General features: G+C 65.6%; 29 protein-coding genes. 18 read left to right on the top strand and 11 right to left on the bottom strand.

Annotated elements, in window-relative coordinates:
* Window positions 1-2: 2 nt before the first annotated feature.
* Window positions 3-968 (bottom strand): Bug family tripartite tricarboxylate transporter substrate binding protein, encoded by a 966-nt coding sequence (locus tag A7W11_RS22140; RefSeq protein ID WP_066419499.1) that lies wholly within the window; start codon window positions 966-968, stop codon window positions 3-5.
* A 217-nt stretch (window positions 969-1,185) separates the two neighbouring features.
* Between A7W11_RS22140 and A7W11_RS22135 the strand changes: the two genes are divergently transcribed.
* Together A7W11_RS22135 and A7W11_RS22130 are read left to right on the top strand one after the other, a co-directional pair.
* Window positions 1,186-1,665, top strand: coding sequence for a VOC family protein (locus tag A7W11_RS22135; RefSeq protein ID WP_066419497.1), 480 nt, complete (start codon window positions 1,186-1,188; stop codon window positions 1,663-1,665).
* Window positions 1,666-1,772: 107 nt separating this feature from the next.
* Window positions 1,773-2,189: a hypothetical protein gene (locus A7W11_RS22130; RefSeq protein WP_066419495.1), complete on the top strand. Its 417-nt coding sequence runs from the start codon at window positions 1,773-1,775 to the stop codon at window positions 2,187-2,189.
* Window positions 2,190-2,284: 95 nt separating this feature from the next.
* Here A7W11_RS22130 and A7W11_RS22125 read toward each other — a convergent pair whose 3' ends face one another.
* The 3 genes from A7W11_RS22125 to A7W11_RS22115 form a co-directional block, all read right to left on the bottom strand.
* Complete coding sequence (locus tag A7W11_RS22125) at window positions 2,285-2,788, bottom strand: hypothetical protein (RefSeq protein ID WP_082887428.1); 504 nt, start codon at window positions 2,786-2,788, stop codon at window positions 2,285-2,287.
* Between the two features lie 146 nt (window positions 2,789-2,934).
* Window positions 2,935-3,852 (bottom strand): MBL fold metallo-hydrolase, encoded by a 918-nt coding sequence (locus A7W11_RS22120; protein WP_066419487.1) that lies wholly within the window; start codon window positions 3,850-3,852, stop codon window positions 2,935-2,937.
* A 37-nt stretch (window positions 3,853-3,889) separates the two neighbouring features.
* Window positions 3,890-4,852, bottom strand: coding sequence for an alpha/beta fold hydrolase (locus A7W11_RS22115; protein ID WP_066419483.1), 963 nt, complete (start codon window positions 4,850-4,852; stop codon window positions 3,890-3,892).
* Window positions 4,853-5,123: 271 nt separating this feature from the next.
* Here A7W11_RS22115 and A7W11_RS22110 point away from each other — a divergent pair, with 271 nt between their 5' ends.
* From A7W11_RS22110 to A7W11_RS22095, 4 genes are all read left to right on the top strand, one after another.
* The gene (locus tag A7W11_RS22110; protein ID WP_066419481.1) at window positions 5,124-6,125 is read left to right on the top strand and encodes a bestrophin family protein; all 1,002 of its coding nucleotides are present in this window, start codon (window positions 5,124-5,126) and stop codon (window positions 6,123-6,125) included.
* 91 nt (window positions 6,126-6,216) lie between these two features.
* Window positions 6,217-7,089, top strand: a complete 873-nt coding sequence (locus tag A7W11_RS22105; RefSeq protein ID WP_066419475.1) for an RNA polymerase sigma-70 factor — start codon at window positions 6,217-6,219, stop codon at window positions 7,087-7,089.
* 144 nt (window positions 7,090-7,233) lie between these two features.
* Window positions 7,234-7,689: a cupin domain-containing protein gene (locus A7W11_RS22100; RefSeq protein WP_082887427.1), complete on the top strand. Its 456-nt coding sequence runs from the start codon at window positions 7,234-7,236 to the stop codon at window positions 7,687-7,689.
* 146 nt (window positions 7,690-7,835) lie between these two features.
* Entirely contained in the window at window positions 7,836-8,837 is a 1,002-nt protein-coding gene (locus A7W11_RS22095) for a LysR family transcriptional regulator (protein ID WP_066419471.1), read from the top strand.
* Between the two features lie 8 nt (window positions 8,838-8,845).
* On the opposite strand, the gene A7W11_RS22090 is transcribed toward A7W11_RS22095, so the two are convergent.
* From A7W11_RS22090 to A7W11_RS22075, 4 genes are all read right to left on the bottom strand, one after another.
* Window positions 8,846-9,340: an Ohr family peroxiredoxin gene (locus tag A7W11_RS22090; RefSeq protein ID WP_066419469.1), complete on the bottom strand. Its 495-nt coding sequence runs from the start codon at window positions 9,338-9,340 to the stop codon at window positions 8,846-8,848.
* 23 nt (window positions 9,341-9,363) lie between these two features.
* Complete coding sequence (locus A7W11_RS22085; protein ID WP_066419468.1) at window positions 9,364-10,119, bottom strand: SDR family oxidoreductase; 756 nt, start codon at window positions 10,117-10,119, stop codon at window positions 9,364-9,366.
* Window positions 10,120-10,128: 9 nt separating this feature from the next.
* Complete coding sequence (locus A7W11_RS22080; RefSeq protein ID WP_066419464.1) at window positions 10,129-10,608, bottom strand: carboxymuconolactone decarboxylase family protein; 480 nt, start codon at window positions 10,606-10,608, stop codon at window positions 10,129-10,131.
* A 118-nt stretch (window positions 10,609-10,726) separates the two neighbouring features.
* On the bottom strand, window positions 10,727-11,653 hold the full coding sequence (locus A7W11_RS22075) for a LysR family transcriptional regulator (RefSeq protein WP_066419461.1): 927 nt from the start codon (window positions 11,651-11,653) through the stop codon (window positions 10,727-10,729).
* Window positions 11,654-11,745: 92 nt separating this feature from the next.
* On the opposite strand from A7W11_RS22075, the gene A7W11_RS22070 reads away from it, so the two are divergent.
* The 5 genes from A7W11_RS22070 to A7W11_RS22050 all read left to right on the top strand — a co-directional run bounded on the left by A7W11_RS22070 (window position 11,746) and on the right by A7W11_RS22050 (window position 16,080).
* Window positions 11,746-12,540: an SDR family NAD(P)-dependent oxidoreductase gene (locus A7W11_RS22070; RefSeq protein ID WP_066419455.1), complete on the top strand. Its 795-nt coding sequence runs from the start codon at window positions 11,746-11,748 to the stop codon at window positions 12,538-12,540.
* Between the two features lie 15 nt (window positions 12,541-12,555).
* Window positions 12,556-13,371, top strand: coding sequence for an SDR family NAD(P)-dependent oxidoreductase (locus A7W11_RS22065; protein WP_066419452.1), 816 nt, complete (start codon window positions 12,556-12,558; stop codon window positions 13,369-13,371).
* A 96-nt stretch (window positions 13,372-13,467) separates the two neighbouring features.
* Window positions 13,468-13,980 carry a carboxymuconolactone decarboxylase family protein gene (locus A7W11_RS22060; RefSeq protein ID WP_066419450.1) on the top strand — a complete coding sequence of 171 codons (513 nt, stop codon included), beginning with the start codon at window positions 13,468-13,470 and terminating at the stop codon, window positions 13,978-13,980.
* A 63-nt stretch (window positions 13,981-14,043) separates the two neighbouring features.
* Window positions 14,044-15,015, top strand: a complete 972-nt coding sequence (locus tag A7W11_RS22055; protein ID WP_066419448.1) for a Bug family tripartite tricarboxylate transporter substrate binding protein — start codon at window positions 14,044-14,046, stop codon at window positions 15,013-15,015.
* 156 nt (window positions 15,016-15,171) lie between these two features.
* Entirely contained in the window at window positions 15,172-16,080 is a 909-nt protein-coding gene (locus A7W11_RS22050; RefSeq protein ID WP_066419446.1) for a DUF808 domain-containing protein, read from the top strand.
* A 39-nt stretch (window positions 16,081-16,119) separates the two neighbouring features.
* On the opposite strand, the gene A7W11_RS22045 is transcribed toward A7W11_RS22050, so the two are convergent.
* Window positions 16,120-16,881 carry a hypothetical protein gene (locus A7W11_RS22045; RefSeq protein WP_066419444.1) on the bottom strand — a complete coding sequence of 254 codons (762 nt, stop codon included), beginning with the start codon at window positions 16,879-16,881 and terminating at the stop codon, window positions 16,120-16,122.
* 25 nt (window positions 16,882-16,906) lie between these two features.
* Window positions 16,907-17,515, bottom strand: a complete 609-nt coding sequence (locus A7W11_RS22040; RefSeq protein WP_066419442.1) for a LysE family translocator — start codon at window positions 17,513-17,515, stop codon at window positions 16,907-16,909.
* Window positions 17,516-17,635: 120 nt separating this feature from the next.
* On the opposite strand from A7W11_RS22040, the gene gcvA reads away from it, so the two are divergent.
* A complete protein-coding gene (gene gcvA, locus A7W11_RS22035) occupies window positions 17,636-18,532 on the top strand; it encodes a transcriptional regulator GcvA (protein WP_066419440.1) in 897 nt (298 codons plus the stop codon).
* A gap of 34 nt (window positions 18,533-18,566) precedes the next feature.
* Here gcvA and A7W11_RS22030 read toward each other — a convergent pair whose 3' ends face one another.
* Window positions 18,567-18,743 carry a hypothetical protein gene (locus A7W11_RS22030; protein ID WP_175582041.1) on the bottom strand — a complete coding sequence of 59 codons (177 nt, stop codon included), beginning with the start codon at window positions 18,741-18,743 and terminating at the stop codon, window positions 18,567-18,569.
* Window positions 18,744-18,787: 44 nt separating this feature from the next.
* On the opposite strand from A7W11_RS22030, the gene pdxR reads away from it, so the two are divergent.
* From pdxR to A7W11_RS22000, 6 genes are all read left to right on the top strand, one after another.
* On the top strand, window positions 18,788-20,257 hold the full coding sequence (gene pdxR, locus A7W11_RS22025; RefSeq protein WP_156523199.1) for a MocR-like pyridoxine biosynthesis transcription factor PdxR: 1,470 nt from the start codon (window positions 18,788-18,790) through the stop codon (window positions 20,255-20,257).
* Window positions 20,258-20,398: 141 nt separating this feature from the next.
* Complete coding sequence (locus A7W11_RS22020; RefSeq protein ID WP_066419432.1) at window positions 20,399-20,950, top strand: helix-turn-helix domain-containing protein; 552 nt, start codon at window positions 20,399-20,401, stop codon at window positions 20,948-20,950.
* Window positions 20,951-21,057: 107 nt separating this feature from the next.
* Window positions 21,058-21,975 (top strand): LysR family transcriptional regulator, encoded by a 918-nt coding sequence (locus A7W11_RS22015; RefSeq protein WP_066419430.1) that lies wholly within the window; start codon window positions 21,058-21,060, stop codon window positions 21,973-21,975.
* 392 nt (window positions 21,976-22,367) lie between these two features.
* Window positions 22,368-23,420 (top strand): TRAP transporter substrate-binding protein, encoded by a 1,053-nt coding sequence (locus A7W11_RS22010; RefSeq protein ID WP_066419428.1) that lies wholly within the window; start codon window positions 22,368-22,370, stop codon window positions 23,418-23,420.
* A gap of 108 nt (window positions 23,421-23,528) precedes the next feature.
* Window positions 23,529-24,149 carry a TRAP transporter small permease subunit gene (locus A7W11_RS22005; RefSeq protein ID WP_066421564.1) on the top strand — a complete coding sequence of 207 codons (621 nt, stop codon included), beginning with the start codon at window positions 23,529-23,531 and terminating at the stop codon, window positions 24,147-24,149.
* Window positions 24,146-25,429, top strand: coding sequence for a TRAP transporter large permease (locus A7W11_RS22000; protein ID WP_066419426.1), 1,284 nt, complete (start codon window positions 24,146-24,148; stop codon window positions 25,427-25,429). Before A7W11_RS22005 ends, A7W11_RS22000 begins: the two co-directional genes overlap by 4 nt.
* Window positions 25,430-25,458 lie beyond the last annotated feature (29 nt).

Below are 25,458 nucleotides of genomic sequence, written 5' to 3'. Positions count from 1 at the left end.
GCTCAGTTCAGGGTGATGTTGGCGCGCTTGACGATCTCGACCCAGCGCTTGCGCTCGCTGGCCAGGAAGGCGTCGTGTTCGGCCAGTTCGCCGGAATACAGCTGGATGCCTTGGGCGGCGACGCGGCTGCGCAGTTCGCCCGAGGACAGGGCCTGCTTCAGGGCCTCGTTCAGCCTGGCCACCACCGCATCCGGCGTGCCGGCGGGCACGTAGAACGCGGCCCACGAGGCGATGTTCAGGTCGGGCTTGCCCAACTGTTGCGTGGTGGGCACCTGCTCGGCGCCCTGCACCGGGGTGCTGGATGCCAGCATCAGCGCATCGAGCTTGCCGCTTTGCACGTGCGGCATCACCACGGGCACGGCGTCCATCACCAGGTCCACCTGGCCGCCCACGGCGGCGTTCACGGCCTCGCCGCCGCTCTTGAAGGGGATGTGCAGGATGTCCAGCGACTCGCGCAGCTTCAGCAATTCCAGGCCCAGGTGCGGCGAACTGGCATTGCCGGCCGAGCCGAAGTTCAGTTTGCCGGGATTGGCTTTTGCGTAGTCCACCAGTTGCGCATAGGTCTTGATGCCCAGCGAGGACCGCGCCGCCAGCACGTAGGGCGCCGCCGACACCAGCCCGATCGGGCGGAAGGCGCGCTGCGGGTCGTAGCTGAGCTTGGGCATGATCAGCGGATTGACCACCTGCGTGCCCACCGTGCCCATGAACACGGTGTAGCCGTCGGGCGCGGCGGTGGCGCCGGCCTGCGCCGCGATCACACCGCCCGCGCCGGGCCGGTTCTCGACGATGACGTTGCCGCCCAGCGACTGCGACCAGGCCTGGCCCACGTGGCGCGCCACGATGTCCGTGATGCCGCCCGCGCCGAACGGCACGATCAGGCGGATCGGTTTCTCCGGAAACGCGGCCTGCGCGCCCGTCGCCGCCAATGCCGCCGCCAAGCCGAATGCCGCTGCTGATTTCCTGAACATGATTTCCCCTTTTGGGTTCTTGAACGGCGCCTGTCGCCATTCTATGACACAAAGTGTCCTATAGAACACCATGAGTCATCAAAGCGGGAAAACCCTGAAGCGGGCCGAGGGTGGGATTGGACGCGGCGCCATCCGCCCTTACGATAGGTGGATAGTCACGACACAAAGCCAGTCGCAGATTTTTCAGTCCATCGAATCAATCCACCAGGAGATCGGCATGGTCAGCAAGAATACGGTTTGCCTCTGGTTCAACGGCGACGCGCTGGACGCCGCTACGTTCTACGCCAGGACGTTTCCCGACAGCGCGGTCCAGGCCGTCCATCGCGCGCCGGGCGATTATCCTTCCGGCCAGGAAGGCGACATCATCACCGTCGAGTTCACGGTTCTGGGCGTACCGTGCCTGGGCCTGAACGGCGGCCCGGCGTTCAAGCACAGCGAAGCGTTTTCCTTCCAGGTGGCCACCGATGACCAGGAAGAAACGGATCGGTACTGGAACGCCATCATCGGCAACGGCGGCCAGGCCAATGCCTGCGGCTGGTGCAAGGACAAGTGGGGCCTGTCGTGGCAGATCACCCCGCGCGTGCTGACGGATGCGTACACCAGTCCGGACCGGGCCGCCGCCAAGCGGGCATTCGAGGCGATGATGACCATGATGAAGATCGATGTCGCGAAGATCGAGGCGGCTGTCCGGGGATAGATGGGCGTTGGAGAATTCCGGCCTGCCGGAACCGGGGAGCGCCCTGTGGAGGATGGCAGTCCGCCAAGGATGCGAACGTAATTGCCGACGTGAGAGACCCCCCATCAATGGATGGCCTGACGTACTTCATGAACCGCATGGGCGAGGGCGAACTGGAGCGCCTGGTCGGCCAGCGCAAGTCGTTCTACCTTGAGAACATCGTCGACTACGACGCCACGGTTGCCCAGGTCCGCCGAGGCGTCGTGGCGCTGGGGCTGACCTGGGGACGCAGGCCGGATTCCAAATTCGTCTGGAACGTTCCGAACGTGCTTGAAGTGTTGGCCCAGCCTGGATCGATATTGATCTTGTGGGTGTTCGCCATTTTCAGGGTTACCTATGGACGGTCCGCTGAGGCCCGCATCAATGCGCTGGGCGGGGCGAAGGATCCCGACGTTGTTATCGAGAGAAACGGCGATAGCGCCATGGCGGTCCACTTCGTCGACCGCATCGCAGAAGGCGCCAGCCCAGGGGTTCAACAGCGGTAGTGTTCACTGTCCCACGAAGACCTGAGTGCCGGAGACATCGCGGACAGGATCCGTGGCGTACAAACAGATCCTGCTGTGACAGTCGGCCGGCGCGGTCAGTAGTAGATGTCGACGTAGTCGGTCAGTCCGCCGCACACTTCCATCTGCTGAAGCCGCCAGTACTTGCGCTTGCCGGTGGCGCGGAATTCGTAGTCGCCGGTGCGCTCGCAACGGCGGCCCTTGTCCGGCGCATCCAGGATCAGGATGGTGCCGCGAAAGGTGAAACGGTCGGCCGAGATCGACACCACCTCGCCCTTGAGTTCGAGCTTGCCGGATTGATTGCTCTGGCCGCCTTCCAGGCGAATCACGTCTTTTTCATCCACGGCCTTCAACTGGCCACGCGTGTCGGCCCAGAGCCACTGCAGGCTGATGCCGCTGTTGTGCAGCAGGCGCTCATAGGCGGTCTGGTCCTTGATCTCGGTTTTCTGAACCGGTTGCAAGGTCGACGTGCTGGCGGATGTCTGGTCCTGGGCTGCCGAGGCGGTGGAGAAGCAGGCTACGGCGATGCTCAACGCCAGCACGGACAGGCTGGCCTTCCATGCCTTCCCTGCGCGATTCAAGAGACGATCCGGGTTCGTTTGCATGGTGGATAAGAAATGGATGGATAGCTTGGTTCGCGCACTGCGTCCAGGGCGCGAACGGGGGCTAACTTAGCACGCGGAGTCCGCCCAGGAAAGCCGCGCGCGCCTGCCTTCGCGGCAGAAGGTCAGTAATCCCAGATGACCGGCACCCAGCGGTACGCGTCGCCCTCCACGGCCACGCGGCCGACGGACGGGAAGGGCAGGTGGGCCGCCACCAGCAGGCCGCGGTTCTGCGCGAGTTCATTGAACAGGTCGATGCGTACGCGCGCCGACACTTCCGGATCGTGCTCGAAGCCGTTGTGCCAGCCCGGATGGTCGAAGCCGACCGGAAACACGGCGTCGCCGGCGAACGTCAGGCGTTCGCCGCCCGAGACCAGATCCACCACGCAGTGGCCGGGCGTATGGCCGCCGGTGAGGCGGGCCGTGACGCCCGGGGCGACTTCCTGCCGGTCGTCGAAAATGCAGAGGCGGTCGCGGTACGTCTCGTAGAAGCTGGCGGCAGTGGTCCGCAGCACGGCGGGCACCGGCTTGGGCATGACGGTGTGGGTGAAGTCGGGCGACGTCCAGAAGGCCACTTCGGTGGCGCTGACGTGGATGCGCACGTCGGCCCGCAGGCGCTGCCTGACGCCTTCGACCAGCAGTCCGCCTACGTGGTCCATGTGCATGTGCGTGATGATCACGTCGGTCACGGATTCGAGCGGGATGCCGGCGGCTTCGAGGCGCTGGGGAAACTGCCCGGCGCGCGGGAAACCGGGGAATTGCCCGCCCAGGCCGGCGTCGATCAGGATGGTCTGGTCGCCGCTGCGGGCGACCATGACATTCAGCGGCCAGTCGAATGCGTCCGGCGGCATGAACATGTGATCCAGCCATTGCGCCAGGTCGGCGGGGTCGGCGTTGGTGGCCATGGTGGAGGTCGGCAACGGCAGCACGCCGTCGCTGACCACCAGCGCCTCGATCTCGCCGATCTTCACGGCATAGCGGGAGGGGACCAGGTCCGTGGGGGCGGCGGCGGGGGCGGCCGGCGGTCGGGTTGCGGTAAGCATGGTGATAGCTCCAGAGAGGTGAGAGGCCGGACGGATGTCAGGCCGAGGTGCGGATGAAGGCCAGCAGGTCGGCGTTGATGCGGTCCTGCATGGTGGCCGTCAGGCCGTGGGGGGCGCCGGGGTAATAACGTTCTTGGGCGTTCTTCACCAGCCGCGCGGCCTTCATCGCGGAGGTATGCAGCGGCACGATCTGGTCGTCCTCGCCGTGCATGAAGAGCGTGGGCACGGTGATCTTCTTCAGGTCTTCGGTGAAATCCGTCTCTGAGAACGCCTTGATGCATTCGTAGGCATTCTTCTGGCCGCTTTGCATGCCCCACAGCCAGAACTGGTCCAGCGTGCCCTGCGGCACCTGGGCGCCGGCGCGGTTGGCGCCATAGAAGGGCACGGCGAATTCCCGGTAGAACTGCGAGCGGTTGCCGGCCAGGCCTGCCCGGATGCCGTCGAACACGTCGATGGGCAGGCCCTCGGGATTGGCGCCCGACTTCAGCATCACGGGCGTCACGGCGCCGATCAGCACCGCCCGGGCGACGCGCGTGTTGCCATGGCGGCCGATGTAGCGCGCGACTTCGCCGCCGCCCGTGGAGTGGCCGACCATCGTGATCTGCTTCAGGTCGAGCGCCTCGATCAGTTGCGCCAGGTCATCGGCATAGCCGTCCATGTGATTGCCCGACGACGGCTGCGACGAGCGGCCATGGCCTCGGCGGTCGTGCGCGATCACGCGAAAGCCGTTGTTGACCAGGAACTGCATCTGGCCGTCCCAGGCATCCGCGTTCAGCGGCCAGCCGTGCGAGAACGTGACGGCCGGGCCTTCGCCCCAGTCCTTGAAATAGATCTGCGCGCCATCGCGGGTGGTGAGGGTATCGCCGGTGATGGCGCCGCGCCGGCCGGCTTTGGCCGGATGCGGCGGAGCGGCGTCGGCGCGCATCGCGAGCGTGCTGGCCGCCAGGGCGGCGCTGCCGGCGATGAGGCCGCGCCGGACCGGGTTGTGTAGGTCGTTCATGAGGGATTCCTGGGAAGGGGTGGACAGTGGCGCCATCCTAGGTTCGGCCCGCCAGGCGCGGTAGGCGTGCGAAGCGAAGCATGCTGTTGTGCGGTTTGCACCAATGGCGCCTGTTCTCCCGGGACATTCCGCGGCCGGGCGGGCGCGCGGATTGTTGCCGCCAAGGCAACGCCGCGCGTCCTTTCCGGCCGCTACCGCCGCGGGCGCCGTTTCTTTAGCATCCGTCGTCACGCGCGGCCGATCGCGCGTCCCGGTGAAACAGGAGCGGCACATGCATCTGGGCAAGTCTTATCGCTTGTGCGAATTCGTCGTATGGAGCCGCAGAAGCATCTATGCACTGCTGGGGTTGGGGCTGGTGCCGGTGCTGCTGCACCAGGTGGCGGGCGTCCGATGGTTCACGTTGCCGCTGTCGGTGGTGACGCTGCTGGGCACGGCCACGACTTTCGTCGTGGGGTTCAAGAATGCGCAGACCTACGCCCGCACCGCGGACGCGCAGCGGATCTGGATGGGCATCGTCAGTACGAGCCGCTATTGGGGCGTGCTCAGCCATGCCTGCGCCCGCGATGCCGCGCAGACCGACGCATTGATACGGCGCCATCTGGCCTGGCTGACGGCCTTGCGCTATCAATTGCGCGAGCCGCGCGCCTGGGAAACGCTGGGCAAGCCCATCAATGCCGAATACCGCAGACACTATGTGATTCCGGAGCAGTGCGAGCCGCTGCCGGACGCGTTGCGCCGCTATCTGCCGTCCCAGGCGGTGGATGCGCTGATGCGGGCCGACGACAAGGCCGCGCAATTGCTGGCCGCGCAGGGGCTGGCCGTGCGGCAACTGCTGGATGCGGGCGTCATCACGGTCGCGGAATACGCGGACTGCAATGGCCGCCTGCGCGAATTATCGGATCTGCAGGGGCAGGCCGAGCGCATCAAGAATTTTCCGTATCCACGCCAGTACGCCATCATCAACACGCTTTTCGTGCGGTCCTTCTGCGTGGTGCTGCCCTTCGGCCTGACGGCGCAGTTCGACCAGGTCGGGCAGAGCCTGCCGGGCGTCATGCAGGGTCACATGGTGTGGCTGGCGGTGCCCTTCAGCGTGATCGTCTCCTGGATCTACACCGCGCTGGAGCAGGTGGGCGAGAGCACGGAGAATCCGTTCGAAGGGGGCGCCAACGATGTGCCGATCAGCCACCTGAGCACGATGATCGAACGGGATCTCAGGCAGATGCAGGGACATGCGGATCTGCCTTCGCTGTCCGCTGGCCGGATCGTCCTCTAGCCCCAGCCCGGCAGGTATGCTGGCCGCTTGTTGCGGCCGGCCCTCTGCTGCAAAATAGCCTGCCCCGCTTGCCGCGGGGCCTGACCGCGCCATGACCGATTCCGTCCACCTGTTCGACCGCCACCGTCCGCGCCTGTACGGCATCGCCTACCGCATGCTGGGCGCGGTCGCGGAAGCCGAGGACGTCGTGCAGGATGCCTGGCTCCGGTGGCACGGCGCCGACCGGACCGCAGTGGAAAATACCGAGGCCTGGCTGGTGCGGGTCACCACCCGCCTGGCGATCGACCGGCTGCGCGCGGCCAAGGCCGAACGCGAATCCTATGTCGGCGTATGGCTGCCCGAACCCATGCTGATGGCCGCGCCCGCCACCCCCGAACAGATCCACGAGCTGGCCGACGACGTGTCGGTCGCGTTCTTGTTCCTGCTGGAACGCCTGTCGCCCGACGCGCGCGCGGCCTTCCTGATGCGTGACGTGTTCGATTCGGAGTATGCCGATATCGCGCGGATACTCGACAAGACCGAGGCGGCCACGCGTCAATTGGTGCGCCGGGCCAGGCTGCAGTTGCGCGACGGCGCCCCGCGCGAGACCGTGCCGCGCGCCACGCTGCGGCGTCTCTTGCTGGCCTTCTCCGATGCGATGCAGCGCAGCGACTTCCATGGCCTGCATGCCTTGCTGAGCGACGATGCCCAGTTGATCGGCGACGGCGGAGGCAAGGTCGCCAGCTTCGCCAGCCTGGTGGGCGGCAAGCGCCTGGCCCAGTTGTTCTACGCAGGAAAGCGCCGCTTCCGCGAGACGATGCGCACCGAAGTGGTGGAGGTGAACGGCCAATGGACCCTGTTGCGCTTCATCGGGGACGAACTCGAATCGGTGCAGTCCTATGAAACCGATGGCCGGCGCCTGACCCGCGTGCTGGTGCAGCGCAATCCCGACAAGCTCGCCCGGATCGCGCGAGCGCTGGGATAGCACACTAGGGCCTGTTCACACTAAAAGGAGCCTGGCGCAGGGCTTTGGTGCGCGGCGGGCAACACGATGGTCCCTCGCGGGGATCTACTGCGGCGCGGCCCGCGCTTCTACGATGGGCTGCCATTCCCCAACCGAGGACAGTCCATGTCAAAGATTGCGAAGTCCGTTGCACCGCCGGCCGCTGCCGCGCTGGCCGCCGCCGCGCTGCTCGCGTTCAGCCTCACCACCGCCGCGGCTGGGCCGCATCACGCCGCGCCCGCCGCCCGCGCCGCCGACCCTGTCGTCACGGCGTTGATGACGCAGGCCCTGGCGGACAGCCCGGGCAAGGAGGGCATGATGATTCTGGTCGACTATCCGCCCGGCGGCGCCGATCCTGTCCATCGCCACGATGCCTCCGCGTTCGTCTACGTGCTGCAAGGCAGCATCGTCATGCAGGTCGAGGGCGGCAAGGAGGTGACGCTGACGCCCGGGCAGACGTTCTACGAGGGCCCGGACGACGTCCATACCGTCGGCCGCAACGCCAGCCTGACGGAACCCGCCAGGTTCCTGGCCGTGCTGTTCAAGAAACAGGGCGCCCCCGCACTGATTCCCGTGCCGTAGCGGGGCATCGCCGCCCCGCGCCGGCCAGGCTGGTCGGCTGGGGCGGCAAGCCGCAGGCGCCGCGTGTTTTTTTCACGGACGGTGTCACAAGTGGGCAGGCTGGCCCGTCTTGGTGGGTAGGATCAACCCATCACGGTGCCGCCACCATGACGACTCTCTGTTCCGCCTCGCCCCACGCCCCGGCCCAGCCGCCGGATTCCCTCGCCGATACCTTTGCCGCCAGCTACGCCGGCGTGATGGCCTTCATGGCCGTCGCCGCCGAAGGCAACTTCGCCAAGGCGGGCGACCGGTTGGGCATCGGCCGCTCGGCCGTCAGCCGCAGCGTGCAGAAGCTCGAAGACCAGTTGGGCACGCGCCTGTTCGTGCGCACCACGCGCAGCACCGTCCTGACCACGGAGGGACAGCGGTTCTATGAACAATGCCATCCGGGGGTCGAGCGCATCGTCCAGGCGCTGGACGACATCCGCGAGCTGCGCGAGGGGCCCCCGGCGGGGGAACTGCGCGTCTGCGCGACCGTGGGATTCGGCCGCAAGGTCGTGGCGCCGCTGCTGCGCGGCTTTTGCGCGGCGTATCCCAACGTCAGCGTCGATCTCCTGCTCGATGATGGCGTGACCGACTTCACCACCGACCGCGTCGACCTGTCTTTCCGCAACGGCCGGATGGAAGACAGCCAGGTCATCGCCAAGAAACTGATCCCGATGCAGATGATGCTGTGCGCCTCGCCCGAGTATGCCGCCCGGCATGGCATGCCGGCCAGCGTGGAGGCCCTCGCGGATCACCGTTGCATCAATTTCCGTCTGTCCTCGGGACGCGTCTATGAGTGGGAGTTCAAGGTGGATGGCCAGTTGCGCAAGTTCGCGCCGTCCGCCATGCTGACCTTCAACGATGCCGATCTCGTGCTGCAGGCGGTGCTGCAGGGGCAGGGCATCGCGCAGATCGCCGGCTACCAGGCGGTCGGGCCTCTGCGCGAGGGGACGCTGCTGTCCTGCCTGCCGCAGCATGCGCCGGACGACCGCGGCCATTACCTGTGTTTCCTGAGCCGCCAGCATCTGCCCGCGCGCATGCGCGTGTTCATCGACTACATGACCGAGCACATCCGCGCCCTGGACCTGCACGGCATCGAGGTGACGCTCGCCAGGCAGGCATGACAGGCTGTTTATGGCGTGAGGACCACCGAGCTTCGGATGCCGTCCTGCGCCATCTTGGCGTAGGGGCAGAGGCGCTCGGTGTTGCGCACCAGCTCCTCGGCCAAGGCCCTGTCGACGCCGGGCATGTGTATGTTGATGTCCGCCTGCAAGGCGAACAGCCCATCCACCGCATCCCGGCCGAACGACACTGTCACGGTCACTGCGGCATCCCCGAACGGGACGCCGGCGCGTTCGGCCAGCAGGGCCAGCGCCCCGTGGAAGCAGGCCGCATAGCTGGCGGCGAACAGTTGTTCGGGGTTGGTGCCGCCTCCGGCCCCGCCCAATTCGACCGGCAGACGCAACTCGACCGCCAGTTCGCCGTCATCCGACATCGCGATGCCGGACGCGCGGCCGTGCTGGGCCTCGCCGCCTCGCACCGTCACGCTGGTGGTGTACAGCGCGTGGAATGGCTGGCCCTGGTACTTGTCGAGAAACGCGGGAGAGGGCCGTTGCGGTCTGCTCATGGGGGATCCCTCGTGCGCCGTGATCAGGCCCTGGCGCCCGCGCGGCTGAACCAGGTGTCGAAGTCGATCGTGCCCAGGCGGGGGGACGTTCCGGGAACCAGCGTGCTGTCGTCGAGCAGCGCGCCGAAATAGCGCGCGCGCCGGTCGGCCACGACGGTGCGTGTGTCACCGATCTTGCCCATGTAGTCCAGCACCAGGTCCGCCAGGCGGACCCGCTGCGGGCCGGCGATCTCCACCGTACCGTTCAGCGGCCTTCCCACAGCGAAGTCGGCCATGGCCTGCGCTACGTCGTCCGAGGCGATGGGCTGGACAAACGCGGGCGACAGCCGGACTTCGTTGCCGACGGCGCCCGCTTGCAGGATGCCTCCCAGGAACTCGAAGAACTGGGTGCTGTGCACGATCGTGTAGGGGATCTTGCCCGCCTGGATGAGCGCCTCCTGCGCAATCTTGCCGCGGAAGTAGCCGCTTTCGGCCAGCCGCTGCGTGCCGACCACCGACAGCGCCACGTGATGGCGCACGCCGGCGCGCGCCTCGGCCGCCAGCAGGTTGCGGCCGGAGGCCTGGAAGAACGCCAGCACGGCTTCGTCTTCGAAGGAAGGCGAATTGGCCACGTCCACCACGGTGTCCACGCCGGCCAGCGCCGCATCCAGGCCTTCTCCGGTCACCGTGTTCACCCCGGTGGCGGGCGAGGCCGGGATCGTCTGGTGTCCGGCTTCGGCCAGCCGCTTCACGAGTTTCGAGCCGATCAGGCCCGTACCGCCGATAACGAGGATCTTCATGTCCGGTCCTCAGTTGAACTTGGCCTTGTCCAGGCCATAGGCCTTGTCGGCCGAGCCCGGCACGGTCTGGAACCCCACGTTCAGGCGGTTCCAGCCATTGATCGCCATGACCGCGAAGCTGAGGTCGGAGATCTCCTTTTCCGACAGTTGCGTGCGCACGCGCTCGTAGATCTCGTCGGATACGCCGTGGGCGCCCAGCGTCGTCAGGGCTTCCGTCCAAGCCAGGCAGGCGCGTTCGCGTGGCGTGAACTCCGTCGATTCGCGCCAGATCGCCAGGTGGTGCAGGCGCAGCTCGTGTTCACCATCGATCTTCGCCTGCTTGACGTGCATGTCCAGGCAGAACCCGCAGCCGTTGAGCTGCGACGCGCGGATCTCGATCAGGTGCAGGATCGGCTGCTCGATCGCGCCGGACTTCAACAGCATGCCGAATTCGATGAATTTCTTGAAAAGCTCCGGCGATTGCGCAAACGCGTTCAGACGTTGACTCATGATGGGATTTCTCCATTGGAAAAGGGGGCCGGCGGTGCGGCGGCGCCGCCCGTGGCGGGAGGAAGTGCATGGGAATCGTAGGTCTGGGGGCGGCGCGGCAGAAGGTAGGGCGATGGGATCATGGTGTTGCCCTGCCGGAAACAATGGCGTCAATCTGTCGATCTCTGCCCGCTAATCTCAACTCGGCCAGAGCCATTCCCACCAAGGCCGACGCTCGATACTCTCTCCTCACGTACATTCCCACTGACCGCGTCAAAGCCCCTCGCAGCAGGCCTTTACGCATTCCCCTCTGCCCCTCGCTATCAATCGACGATTCCGGTAATAGCGCCACCCCACATTCCCCCTGCACGAACCGAGTGATCGTATTCAAGTCCCTCAACGAGTACACCGGATTAAAGGGCTGTCCAGCCTCCTGGAACGCCCGCTCCGTCAACACCCGCACGCTAGTGCCCGGCGGCATGCTGATCAACGGCAACTCCGCTAGCGCTGCTGGCGACCACTCCTTCACGGACGGCACCATCCGCTCACTGTGAAACAGCACGAACGGTTCGGTAAACAACTCCTCATAAACCAAGTCCGCAGCACTCTCATCCTGCTTCGCCGTCACCGCAATATCCACCCTCCGATCCCTGAGTAACGCCAACGCCTCATTAGCCACCGGATCAAACACCTCCACCCGAATCCTCGGATCCCTGGCCGTCAAATTCCGAATCACCTGCGGAATCACCGACGCGGCCAACGTCGGCAACGCCGCCAACGCCACCCGGTTATTCCTCTCCCGCAACCGCTGCTCCAACTCCTGCATCCCCTTCGCATGCAGCGCCGTAATCCTCTTCGCCGTCTCCAGAATATCCTGCCCCTCCCGCGACAACCTCACCATCCGGGTACTCCGCTCGAACAGCTTGATCCCCAACCCTTCCTCGATCTCCTTCACCAGCTTGCTCAACGTGGGCTGCGTCACATGCAGCATCTCCGCCGTTCGATGAAAGCTAAGCGTCTCCGCCAGCAACACAAATATCCTGAGTTGTCTCGTCGTCAGATTCATTCTTTTTGTCTATGAATAGCGTTCACATCGGAACTTAATCTCCCTGCCAACCTGCCTTAGCCTGTCCATCACGATCTCTCTTTGGAGCTGGGATGTTTCGCCTTGATGGAAAGGTAGCGCTCGTGACAGGGTGCGGCACGCTGGGTGAGGGGTGGGGCAATGGCAAGGCGACCGCGGCGGTGCTCGCGAGGCAAGGCGCCTCGATCTACGGCTGCGACCTGAACCTCGACGCCGCCAAACAATCGGCAAACGTCATCGCCGAAGCCGGCGGCAAGATCGCGGTACAGCAAAGCGACGTCACAGACGGCGCGCAAGTGCAGCAGCTTATAAAGGCCTGCCTCGACACCTACGGCCGCATCGACATCCTGGTCAACAACGTGGGCCGATCCGAACCCGGCGACCCCGTCAGCATGAGCGAGGAGGCCTGGCACGATCAGATCCAGGTCAACCTGACCTCCGCCTTCCTGTGCTGCAAGCACGTCATTCCTCTCATGAAGGAAGCGGGCGGCGGGTCCATCATCAATATTTCATCCATTGCCGGCCTGCGTTATGCGGGCAAACCCCAGGTAGGCTATGCGGCGGCCAAGGCGGCGTTGATGCAGATGACGGCCACGACCGCCGTCCTGTACGCCCAGGACGGCGTGCGCCTGAATTCGGTGGTGCCTGGCCTGATGTTCACGCCATTGGTGGAACGTCTGGCGCAGAAGTACGCGAAGGGCGACTACGAGGGCTTCGTGGCTCACCGGCACAAGCAGGTGCCGGCCGGCCGCATGGGCGATGCCTGGGACGTGGCGCACGCGGTGGCCTTCCTGGCCAGCGACGAAAGCCGCTACATCACGGGCCAGCAGATCGTGGTGGACGGCGGCATCACCATGGCCACGCGCTGACGGGAGACGCAATCGATGCAGGCATCTGAAAGCACGGGGCGTCTGGCCGGCAAGGTGGCATTGGTCTTCGGAGCGGGTTGCGTGGGGCCGGGCTGGGGTAACGGACGCGCCATCACCGTGCGCTTCGCTCAGGAAGGCGCCACGGTGATCGCCGTGGACAACCGGCCAGAGTCGCTGCCCGAAACACTGGAACGCGCTGGAACAAGCCGCGGGCGTATCGAAACGAAGATCTGCGATGTGCTGGACGAGAAGCAGGTCGCGGAGCTGGTGCGAGACGCCCATCAACGCCACGGCCGCATCGATATCCTGATCAACAACGTGGGCGGCCCCATCTCCGGCGGCCCGACCGCCTTGTCGCAAGCGGACTGGCAGAAGCAGCTCGACCTGAATCTGACCTCGGTCTTCACGACCTGCCAGCACGTGCTGCCCATCATGCAGGAGCAGGGCGGCGGCGCGGTGGTGAACGTGTCTTCGACATCGGCCATCCGCTGGACCGGTGCGGCGCAGGTGGGCTACGCCGCTGCCAAGGCCGGCGTGATGCAGTTCGGGCGCGTGGTGGGCGTGGAGCTGGCGGCGAAGGGGGTGCGCATCAACACGGTGCTGCCCGGGCAACTGCATACGCCATTGGTCGATGCCTTCCTGGCCCGCCAGCAGAGTTCGGGCGATGTGGAGGCCTTGCTGCAACGCCGCCGCAAGCGCATTCCCATGCTGGTGGAGGGCGATGGGCGGGACACGGCGAATGCCGTCTTGTTTCTGGCCTCGGACGAGGCTCGCTTCATTACAGGCACCGAGCTGGTGGTGGATGGCGGCATGAGCGCCCGCTGCGATTGATCGAATAATCACTATCCCCTGGACGCGCAGGCAAGGCCAAACGCCTCGTCTAGAAGACAACGCACGATACACAGACCCGAAGGAGACAGAAAGAAGATGGCACGAGTCGATTACGCCGACATCAACCACCCCGACACCCGCCCGCTGGTGGAGCGCATCCGGAAAGAGCGTTCCAGCCTGCCCAATCTGTACCGCATGCTGCTGAACAGCCCGCCCGTGGCCGAAGGCTGGCTGACCTATCTGACGGCGATCCGCCAGAAAAGCAGCCTGACCCCGAGGCTGCGCGAACTGCTGATCCTGCGGGTCGCGGTGCTGAACGACGCGGACTACGAGTTCGAGCAGCATCTGCCCATCGCGGTGAAAGCGGGCTGCACCGATGCCCAGGTGGCCGCGCTGAAGACCGGCGACTTCAGCACGCTGGAAAAAGGCGAGGGCGCCGCGCTGACCTACTGCGACGAGATGACGCGAAACATCCGTGTGAAGGACACGACGTTTGCCGCCTTGCGCGCCGCCTTCAACGACAAGGAGATCGTCGAGATCACCGCCACGGTAGGGGCCTACAACATGGTGTCGCGCTTTTTGGAGGCCATCCAGGTAGACCACGAATGACTGATCAGTAGAAAAGCCGGCAAAAACGACAAAGCCGGCCCGTCCAAACCAAAGGAGACAGACATGCAACACATCCACGCATGGCGAGGCGCGTTGGCGTCGATCGCGCTCGGATTGGCGATGAGCGGCCCGGTGCTGGCCCAGAAGGCCTTTCCCGACAAGCCAGTGCAACTGGTGATTCCCTTCGCGCCCGGCGACACTGACCAGATGCTGCGGCCCGTGACGGAACGCATGGGTCAGTACCTGGGGCATCCCATCGTGATGAACTACAAGCCTGGCGCAGGCGGTGGTATTGGCGCGGCCTTCACGGCCTCGGCGCCGCCGGACGGCTATACCATCGTGGGCAGTTCGCCAGGCTCTCTGGTGGTGGTGCCTCTGGCCAACAAGGAGATGAAATACACCACCGACTCCTTCGCGCCGGTGGCGGGCATTTCGCTGGGCGGCATGATGATCGTGGCGCCGGGCAAGTCGAAGTACAAGACGCTGGCCGACGTGGTGGCCGACGCGAAGGCGCGGCCCGATGGCATTGCGTACGGCACCTCGGGCGCGCTGGGCATCAGCCATCTGCTGGGCGAGACCTTTGCCCATGAGGCCAGGATCAAGCTGCGCCATATCCCGTTCCAGGGCAGCACGCCGGCCGTGACGGCGCTGCTGGGCGGCCATACGGACATCGCCGTGTCCGCCGTGGGACCGGCGCAAGCGCATATCCAGTCTGGCGGGTTGCGGCCACTGGCCGTGTTCAGCGACAAGCGCCTGGCGGTCTATCCGGACGTGCCGACGGTGCGCGAGCTGGGCTACGATGTGGGCAGCCCGACGATCTACGGCGTGGTGGCGCCCAAGGATACGCCGCCCGAGGTGGTCGACAAGCTGTACCAGGCGGTGCGCAAGGTGGTGGCCGAGCATGGTGACGAGGTGACCAAGACGCTGGGCACGATCGGGGCGGAAACCCGCGTGCTGGGGCCGAAGGAGTACGGCCAATATCTGCAGGAACAGCGGGCACTGTTCTCCAAGGCGATCGGGTATATCCGGGAGTGACACGCATGCGGGACGGCTGCACGCAGGCCCGCCGCATGCTCCCGTGCCACACAGCAGGTGTCAAAACTTCCTGAAACGGCGATACGCACCCTTACATAGCCCGTCATATCCCGCGGATACACTCCCGCCATTCTCGGCTTTCAATGGGCTTAAAAAATGGCGGGCAGCAGCTTTTTCGCGGTATTCGATGACATCGCCATGCTGTTGGACGACGTGGCGGCCATGAGCAAGGTCGCCCTGAAGAAGTCCGCCGGCGTCTTGGGCGACGATCTGGCCCTGAATGCGCAACAGGTCACGGGCGTGCCGGTCAACCGCGAGCTGGCCGTGGTCTGGGCGGTGGCCAAGGGATCGTTGCTGAACAAGGTGATCCTGGTGCCGGCCGCCTTGCTGATCAGCGCGTTCGCGCCCTGGCTGGTGACCCCGCTGCTGATGCTGGGCGGGGCCTTTCTCTGCTACGAGGGCTTCGAGAAGGTGATGCACAAGGTGCTGCATGCCGATGAAGGCAGGCATGCCGAACGCGTGCGGGCCTTGCAGGACCCGAACGTGGACGTGGTGGCCTTCGAGAAGACCAAGATCAAGGGCGCGGTGCGTACCGACTTCATCCTGTCCGCCGAAATCATCGCCATCGCGCTGGGCGCGGTGGCGGGCGCGACGCTGATGACGCAGGCGCTGACGCTGGCGGGCGTGGCCTTGTTGGTGACGGTGGGCGTGTATGCCCTTGTGGCCGGCATCGTGCGGCTGGACGACTGGGGCCTGGCGCTGAGCCAGCGCAGTTCGGCGTTCGCCCAGGGCCTGGGCCGGGGCATCGTCTCGGCTGCACCCTATCTGATGAAGACCTTGTCGGTGGTCGGCACGGCGGCCATGTTCATGGTCGGCGGCTCGATCCTGGTGCACGGCGTGCCCGCGGTGGCGCATGCCGTCGAGGCGGTGGTGGCGGCCAGCGGGTCGAATGGGCTGGTGCAGGGGTTGGTCAATACCCTGGCCGGGGCAATCGTCGGCATCGTGGCCGGTGGCGTCATCGTCGGAGCCGTGATGCTGATCAAGAAGATGCTTGGCCGGAGATAAGCCCAAGACCGCCTGAGCACTGATCGGTGAGGCGGGCGACTAGACGGATGCCCGGATCAAACGCAATGCCATGGCTTGAACGCCCAGTGCGCAGACAATAGCCAGCCCATAAGCCACGCCATAGGGCAGGCGCGTTACAGCAAGGCTGACGACGTAGAAGAAGGCGGCAAACCCGAACAGGCCGGCGCACAGGCCTCGCATCACGAGCCTCGCCGATTCAGCGCCTTGCATTCGATGGGCGAAGCCTCCCAATACGGCGGCCATGAAAGGAAAGGATGCCAGGACGCCTGCCGGGCCGGCGCCCATATGCCGGGCGCCCATCGTCACGCCCAACACCAGGCCGGCCATGATCACGATCCGTGCGGGCAGATCCCACCACAGCGATCGCGGCAGGCTGGTGGCGTGCTGTCCTGCCGGCATCCATTGCAGCGCCGTCCCCAGCGCCAGTATTGCGATGAGAAACAGCGCAATACCCGGCGGCCCGCTCCATTGAAGCGTCATGGCTGCCGCCACGAATGCGATGCTTGCGCCAGACAACGCCGTCGACCAACCTTTGCCTGCCAAAGCGTAATACGCGGCGGCGAATGCCGCCTGGCCGGTCGTGGCCGCCAAGGAGCCCGCCGACGCGTGCATGGCGAACAACGGGCCCTGCTCCAACGCGAGAAACAGTGAGACAGGGCCGGAAGTCAGCGGAAGCCCGACGAGGAACCCCCCTATGGCGGCTCCCCAGCGCCTTGCGGCGAGACTGGCCGTCAGCAGCAGCAGCGGGGCGCAAACTAACTTGATGAGCAAGAGATCCATGCGGTTGCCAGGGCCAAGGCATGCATCAGCGCAATGGCAGCAGGGCTCCCACGGCGACGAACAGCCCGCCGCAAACCCGATTGAACCGGCGGCCCATCCTGCCGAGCCAGGGGCGGACGCGATCCGCGGTGGCGGCGATCAGGTACTCCACCACGAATTCCGCCGCAAGATAGGTGGCCGTAACCACCACGAACTGCGTCAGCAGGCTGCGATGCGGATCGATGAACTGCGGCAGGAATGCGCTGAACAGCAGCAGCGCCTTGGGGTTCGCCAACGCTGAGAAAAGACCCTGGCGAAACAACACGGCCGGGCGGGCCGACCGGCTGTCGATCGGGGCCGACACCTGCATCGGCGGCGCGCGCCACAAGCCGGCGCCCAGCCAGATGAGATAGGCGCCGCCTATCCATTTCAGGGCGGTCAGCCCGTGCACCGAAGCCTGGACCAGTGCGGCGATTCCGAACAGGCACAGGGCGATCATGGCCACGAATCCGGCAAGGCCGCCCGCGATGGTGGACAGGGTCCTTCTTGAGCCGTGCATGGCGCCGTGTGTCAGGACCAGAAGGGCGTTGGGTCCCGGCGTCAATGAGATGCCGAGGGTAGTGACCAGGAGCAAAAGCCAGGTGTTGAACTGCATGCGACTACTTCCGCTGAAAGACGTCAAAAAAACCAAGCGCCCAATGCTCCTCCTGCCGCAGGGTTGCTGACAATCGATTTGATGTCCCATAATGCGTGAGCAGAATTCACACGTAGAGCCATGTTCGACCATCTTCCTCCGCTGCAGACACTGCGCGCCTTCGAGGCTGCTGCCCGGCATCTCAGCATGTCCATCGCGGCGGATGAGCTTCATGTCACGCACGGCGCGATCAGCAGGAACATCAAGACGCTGGAAGGGCACCTGGGCGTTCCGCTATTCCTGAGGCTGACGCGGCGTATCGTCCTGACCGAAGCCGGTGCTGCCTATCATCTGGCCATCGCCCGGTTATTGGGTGAGCTGACTCGCGAGTCCGAGCGGCTGCGCACGGAAACCGGCGCAACGCGCCTGCGCATCAGCACCAGCGTGTCGTTTGCAAGCAAATGGCTTGCACCCCGCCTGCATCGCCTGCGCGCGCGGCATCCCGAATTCGACATCCATCTGGACGTTACTGACGTCAATGTCGAGCTCGATGATGGCCAGGTCGACGTGGCGGTCCGTTACGGGTATGGCCGCTACCCGCGGGCCGCTGCCGAGCGGATATTCGAGGAACACGTCACGCCGGTGTGCAGCCCAGGCTACCGGGACGCGCATGGCGGCCTGGCCGAGCCTGCGGATCTTGCCCATTGCATGCTGCTGCACGAAGACCGCATGCTGGCCAACTGGGATCAATGGCTGGCGGCCGAAGGGATGAACAGGCGACTGGCGCGGCGCGGACCTTTTTACAGCCACGGCAGCATGGCGATCGAAGCGGCGATCCGGGGAGAGGGCGTGGCTTTGGGCAGAAGCGCCCTGGTCGCCGAAGACATCGCCTGCGGCCGATTGGTTGCGCTGTTTCCGGAACGCACCTTGAAAGCCGATAAAGGCTATGACCTGGTCTACTGTCACGGCAACGAGCAACACCCGAAGGTCAAGGCATTACGATCCTGGCTGGACGAAGAGACCAAGACTCTCGATTAGGCTGGGCGTGCCTGGTGGTCCGGCTCAGGACGCGTCATTCTTCTGGCGGATTCAAGGGATGAGGAATGCGTCTATTCCCATACGATCCGATCACCTCGCACACCACCACCTGATATCCCTTGAGCCAGCGCGCCTGCCGCTGCTTGGCGGCGAGATGCGCGGGATGCCGCATCAACTGCTGCATTGCTTGTGGCACAATGAAAACATCCACTCGCAATGTTTTTTATCAGTCCAGTTTTGCCTGGATCCCACGCCATGCGCGCCAGCCGGACCCTCTACGAATCCTTGCGCAGCCAGATCGTCCAGGGCGAAAGGGCGGCGGGCACGCAACTGCCGTCGACACGCGTGCTGGCCGAAGAACTGGGCGTGTCGCGCACCACGATCACCGCCGTCTACGAGCAGCTTGCCGCCGAAGGTTATGTGGAAACCTCGGCCGGCACCAAGGCGCGGGTGGCTTCGGGCGTGGCGGCGCGGGCGGAACACGGCAATGGCACTGCACGCGAGGCCGCTTCGCGCACGCAGGCGGCCTCGCTTTCCCGCTTCGGCAGCCGGGTCGCGGGCTTCACCGGCAGTTCCGCTCGCCTGGATCAAACGAAGCGCTCCATCGACTTCCTGTACGGCGCCGTCGCCTTCGACGACTTTCCCACGCTGGCCTGGCGCCGCGCGTACAACCGCGTGATCGTGCAGCGCCAGCCCCGTCTGTACTACGAAGAACCCGAAGGCGAGCTGGCCCTGCGCGAGGCCTTGCAGGGATATCTGCTGCGCGCCCGCGGCATGCGGTGCCGGGCCGAACAGATCCTGATCGTGCACGGCTCGCAGCAGGCGCTGGACCTGTGCGCCCGGGTGCTGCTGGATACCGGCGACGACATGGTGATCGAAGAACCGTGCTATCTCATGGCGCGCCGCCTCTTCGAGGCCATGGGCGCGCGCCTCCATGCCTGCCCGGTGGACGAGCAGGGCCTGAACACGACGGCCTTGGCCGATCTGCAAGGCAAGCTGGTCTACGTGACGCCGTCGCACCAGTTCCCCTTGGGCGGCGTCATGCCCATCGGCCGGCGCCGCGAGTTGCTGGACTGGGCCAGCCGGGTGGGCGCCTGGGTGATCGAGGACGACTACGACGGCGAGTTCCGCTATGGCCTGCGGCCCGTGGACGCCCTGCAATCGGTGGACGGGACCGGCCGCGTCATCTACCTGGGCACGTTCTCCAAGACGCTGTCGCCGCAGATGCGCCTGGGCTACATGGTGCTGCCGCCCGCGCTGGTGCACGTGTTCCGCGAAGCCAAGCGCCTGATGGACCGCCATGCGCCCAGCGTCGAGCAGCGGGTGCTGGCGGCGCTGATCGAGGACGGCTCGTACGAGCGCCACGTGCGCAGGTGCCGCCGCGAGAACGAGCAGCGCCGCGAGGCCTTGTTGAAGGCGTTGCAGCGGCATGTCGGCGACGGCGTGGACGTGGAGGGCTCGGCCTCGGGCCTGCATGTGGTGGCCTGGTTCACTCGGGTTGCCCGTAAGAATGAGAACGCGCTGGTCGAGCAGGCGAAGGCTCGGGGCGTGGGCGTGCGGCCCATCTCGCCGCTGTACGCGCAGACAGCGCATCCTGGCCGGCGTCCCTGCGCGGGGTTGATCCTGGGTTACGCCAGCCTGGATACGGCCAGCATCGAAACCGGCGTACGCCAGTTGGCGCAGGCGGTCCAGGCGTTGGCCCTAAGCCCGACTTCACCGGCCTGAGAATGCCCAGCGTTTATGCTTGATAAAAAAACAGAGACAGGCCATGACCGGTGTGGGCGCCGCAATGCCTACAATCGCCCGATCACGCACGCGGCACGCCGGCCATCGGCCGGAAAAGAAGATTCGTCTAAGGGTTAATTCGTGGCATTGAAGCTGAAACTACTGCGCGTCCAGGCAGGCCTGACCCTGGAGCAACTGGCCCAGGCCTGCGGCCTGAGCCGCAGCTACCTGTCCAAGGTCGAGCGCGGCATCTCCACGCCTTCCATCGAGACCGCCTTCAAGTTGTCGCACGCGCTGGGCGTGAACGTGGACCGCCTGTTCGGCAAGACGGAACAGGAGCCCGAGGCCTCGTTCTTCCGCGCCAGGGATGTCGATCCCGAAGAGGCCAACGAGTACCTGTCGCTGGTGGCGGGCGCCGACGGCAACCGCCTGATGCGGGCCTTCGTCATCCGTCCCGGCCAGTTCAATGGCGGCCGCGCCAAGAAGCGCGTGCTGAGCCACCACGATGGCGAAGAGCTGCTGTACGTGCTGTCCGGCAAGCTGGAACTGACCATCGGCTCGCGCAAGGAAGTGCTGGAAGAGGGCGATTGCGTGCAGTTCAACTCATCGATGCCGCACAAGCTGGTATCCGTGGGCCGCAAGGAGGGCCGCGCGCTGATTGTGGTGACCAGCCGCGATCCGCTGTCCTTGTAGGGCTCGTTCGTCGCGCGGCGGGCGACGCCACGGCCTGCCCCGTCTGCGCCGGGCCACGCTGCATCTGCCTCTAAAATGCCGTCTAGCCCCAACCGGACCCGCCTCAATTGATAGACCTGCGTCACATCGAGACCTTTTTCTGGGTGGCGAATCTGGGTAGTTTTCGAGCCGCTTCGGAGAAGCTCAACACCACCCAGCCCGCCATCTCGCAACGTATCGCCTCGCTGGAAAGCGACCTGGGCGTGCGCCTGTTCGAGCGCGATGCGCGCGGCGTCACGCTGACCGGCAAGGGCCAGGAGCTGCTGTCCCACGCCGAACGCATGCTGCAGATGCGCGCCGACATGATGCAGGCGGCGCGCGAGCAGAACGTGATGAGCGGCACGGTGCGCATGGGCGTGGCCGAGACTATCGTGCAGACTTGGCTGCCTGCCTTGATCGAGCACGTGCACACTGCCTATCCCGCGCTGGTGCTGCAGATCGAGGTGGACACCACGCCCATGCTGCGCGCGCAATTGCTGGCGCGACAGATCGACCTGGCGTTTCTCATGGGGCCCTTGCGCGAGGCGCGGGTCGAGAACCTGCCGCTGTGCACGTATCCGCTGGCCTGGGTGGCCAGCCCCCGGCTGGATCTCGGGCCCGAGCCCCTGACGATGGAGCGCATCGGGCAACTGCCGGTCATCACGTATCCGTCCAGCAGCAGTCCCTACCGCGCCGTGCAGGACATGCTGACGCGCGCCGGCGTGGCCGCGCCGCGCATGTATGGCAGCGCCTCGCTGTCGATGGTCGTGCGGATGACGATGGACTGCATCGGCACCAGCGTCATCGCGCCGGTGTTCCTGGACAAGGAACTGGCCCGCGGGGAACTGCGTCTGCTGCACGTGCAGGCCGAGCCGCTGCCCGACCTGGCCTTCACGGCCACCTGGGTCGAAGGACCCGACAGCCACGCCGCGCGGGCCATTGCCCGGCTGGCGCAACGCATCGCCGCCGAACACGAACGGGCGCGCTCGCCGCAACCGGAAATCTGACGCCCACGCCACATTTTCAGGTGGCGCAAGGATAGGGACTTACCCTTGCTGCAAGGCATGGCGCGGCGTTTTTCTGCGCTCGGCCAATGCATGGGGAGTCGTCTGCAAGTCCTTGTCGGGATTGGGTTTTCTGGCTGTTCTCCAAGGCTGGGACATGAGGGTTAAGAGAAATTTATACCCCCTCATCCCAACTAACGATTGGACGCTCCAGACCCCCTGCGTTGCAATGCGCAACATCGAGATTTACTTATAACCACACACGGGGAATGGACGCATGCGCGGCGCGGGCCGCGCCGCCTGTCCGCTTGCCCGTGGCATTTTCCCAAGCGCGCCGCCAAGGGTGACGGGGCCCGGCGCGCGACGAAATCCCGCCCATGCCAGGAGCTCTCTCCATGATGAAGTCGCTTGCCTACGCTGTTGCCGCCGCCGCCGCCGCCGCGCTGACCGGTACCGCTCACTCGCAGGAACTGCCCAAGACCGAACTGAAGGTGGTGGGCGGCCTGAGCAACCTGACGGCCTACCAGGACTACGAAGCGCCGTTCTGGACCAAGACCATTCCGGAACTGTCCAAGGGCCAGGTAACGGCCCAGATCAAGGGCTTCAACGAAATGGGACTGAAAGGTCCGGAACTGCTGCGCCTGATGTCGCAGGGCGTGGTCGAGTTCGGCACCGCCACGCTGTCGTACTTCGCCAGCGACAACCCCATCAACGAAGCCATCGACCTGGCCGGCCTGGCCCCGGACATCAAGACCGCGCGCCAGGTGACCGACGCCTTCACGCCCATCTACTCCAAGACCTACGGCGACGGCGCCAACGTGAAGCTGCTGGGCATCTCGACCTATCCCGCCCAGGTACTGTTCTGCAACGCCACCATCAACAGCCTGGCCGACATGAAGGGCAAGAAGGTGCGCACCAGCAGCCGCACCCAGGCCGAGTTCGTCGAGGCGCTGGGCGGCACCAGCGTCACCATGGCCTTCGGCGAGGTCGTGCCGGCCATGCAGAACAAGGTGGTCGATTGCGCCATCACCGGCTCGCTGTCGGGCTACTCGGCCAAGTGGTACGAAGTGTCGACCCACTTGGTGGCGCTGCCCATCAACTGGAACCAGCAGATCCACGCCGTCAACCAGAAGGCCTGGGACAAGCTGGATCCCAAGGTGCGCACCTTCCTGCAGGAAAACGTCACCAAGCTCGTGTCCGACATCTGGGACGCCGCTGCGCGCCAGACGCAGGAAGGCTATGACTGCAACACCGGCGCGGCGGCCTGCCCGTTCCCGGTCAAGGGCAAGATGACGCTGGTGCAGCCGTCGGATGCCGACCGCGCCCTGCTGAAGAAGATCACCGAAGAGCAAGTGCTGCCGAAGTGGGCCGCCCGTTGTTCGGCCCAGTGCGTCAGCGACTTCAACGCCACCATCGGCAAGCAGCTGGGCCTGGTCGCCAAGAAGTAACAGGCCCGCAAGGGCTCGTGTAAGCGGCCGGAGCCCTCCGGCCTCATGCAATACGCCGGCATGGACGTCCCGATCGGGGCGTGGCCATGCCGGCCTCTGGGTTCCATCATGACTCGAACTGAACATTTCCAAGTGCTGGGCGCCTTGCTGCGCCGCGCGGAGACGTGCTCGCGCGTGGCGGTCTGGGCGGGCGGCGCGCTCACCCTCGCCAGCGTGCTGCTGATCTCCTTCGAAGTGCTGGCGCGCAAGTTCTTCGGCTTCACCACCGGTGGCGCCGATGAGCTGTCCAGCTACGCCTTCGCCATCAGCACCTCGTGGGCGCTGGCCTTCGCCACGCTGCAGCGCGCCAACGTGCGCGTGGACGTGCTCTATCAATACCTGCCCGTGCGCCTGTCCGCGCTGGTGGACTGGATCGCGCTGGTCGCGCTGGGCGTGTTCATGGTGATACTGACCCGCTATGCCTTCGACGTGGTCGAGGCCTCGTGGGTGCAGAAGTCCGCGGCCAACACGCCGCTGGCCACGCCGCTGTGGATTCCGCAGGCGCTGTGGCTGGTGGGCCTGGCCTGGATGTGCATCACGGTGGCGCTGATGCTGGTGCGCGCCTCGGCCGCGCTGGTCACGGGCGACGTCGAGCTGGTCAAGGCCATCTGCGGCGTGCGTTCGGCCAAGGAAGAAGCCGAGGAAGAAGCCGCCGCCGGCGAGCGCATGGTCAAGGGAGACGCCGCATGATCGCCACCGCATTGACCCTTCTGCTGGTCCTGATCGGCATTTCCATTCCCGTGGGCGCCGCCCTGGGCGTGCTGGGCCTGATCCTGGATCCGCTGTATTCGATGCTGCCGCTGACGCGCGCCATCGGCGAGCTGTCCTGGAGCACCAACAACGAATTCCTGCTGGTCGCCATTCCGCTGTTCATCCTGCTGGGCGAAGTGTTGCTGCGCTCCGGCTTTGCCGAACGCATGTACGGCGCGATGGCCCTGTGGCTGTCGTGGCTGCCCGGCGGCCTGATGCACGCCAACATCGGCGCCTCCACGCTGTTCTCGGCGACCTCGGGTTCCAGCGTGGCCACGGCCGCCACGGTGGGCACGGTGTCCATTCCCCAGATCAAGAAGTACGGCTACAACGAGCCACTGTTCCTGGGCAGCCTGGCTGCCGGCGGCACGCTGGGTATCCTGATCCCGCCCTCGATCAACCTGGTGATATACGGCGTGCTGACCAACTCGTCGGTGCCCAAGCTGTACCTGGCCGGCATCATCCCCGGCTTCATGATGGCAGGCCTGTTCATGCTGACGGTGATCGTGGCCTGCGTGCTGCGTCCGTCGTGGGGCGGCCAGAAGATCCGGGCCTCATGGGGCGAACGCCTGGCCAGCCTGGTGCACCTGGCGCCGCCGATGGGCATCTTCCTGCTGGTGGTGGGTTCCATCTACGCCGGACTGGCCACGCCCACCGAGGCGGCCGCGCTGGGCGTGCTGGGCGCGCTGATCCTGGCCGCGTGCTTCGGCAGGCTGTCGCTGAAGATGCTGCGCGAGGCGGTGGAAGGCACGATGCGCTCGACCGCCATGATCATGCTGATCGTGATCGCCGCCAGCTTCCTGAACTTCGTCATGTCGGCCACCGGCCTGACCGACGCGCTGACGCAGTCCATCTCCGGCCTGGGCCTGTCGCCCGCCTGGATGCTGCTGATCATCGTGGTCTTCTACCTGGTGCTGGGCTGCTTCATGGAAACGCTGTCCATGATGATCACGACCATTCCCATCGTGGCGCCCATCATGATCGGCCTGGGCTATGACCCGATCTGGCTGGGCATTCTCATCATTATCCTGGTGGAAGCCGCGCTGATCACGCCGCCCGTGGGCCTGAACCTGTTCGTGGTGCAGAGCCTGCGCAAGAGCGGCTCGATGAGCGCCGTCATCAACGGCAGCCTGCCGTTCGTGGCCGCCATGTTCGTGATGCTGCTGCTGCTGGCGCTGTTCCCGGACCTGGCGCTGTGGCTGCCGCAGGTGTTCGGCTGATTCCTTCATCGTGCCGGCTTCCGATGGGG

The sequence above is a fragment of the Bordetella ansorpii genome (genome assembly GCF_900078315.1).
GTDB lineage: Bacteria > Pseudomonadota > Gammaproteobacteria > Burkholderiales > Burkholderiaceae_B > Bordetella > Bordetella ansorpii.
The sequence above is the reverse complement of the archived record's forward strand: the minus strand, read 5'-3'. Positions and strand labels throughout refer to the sequence as shown.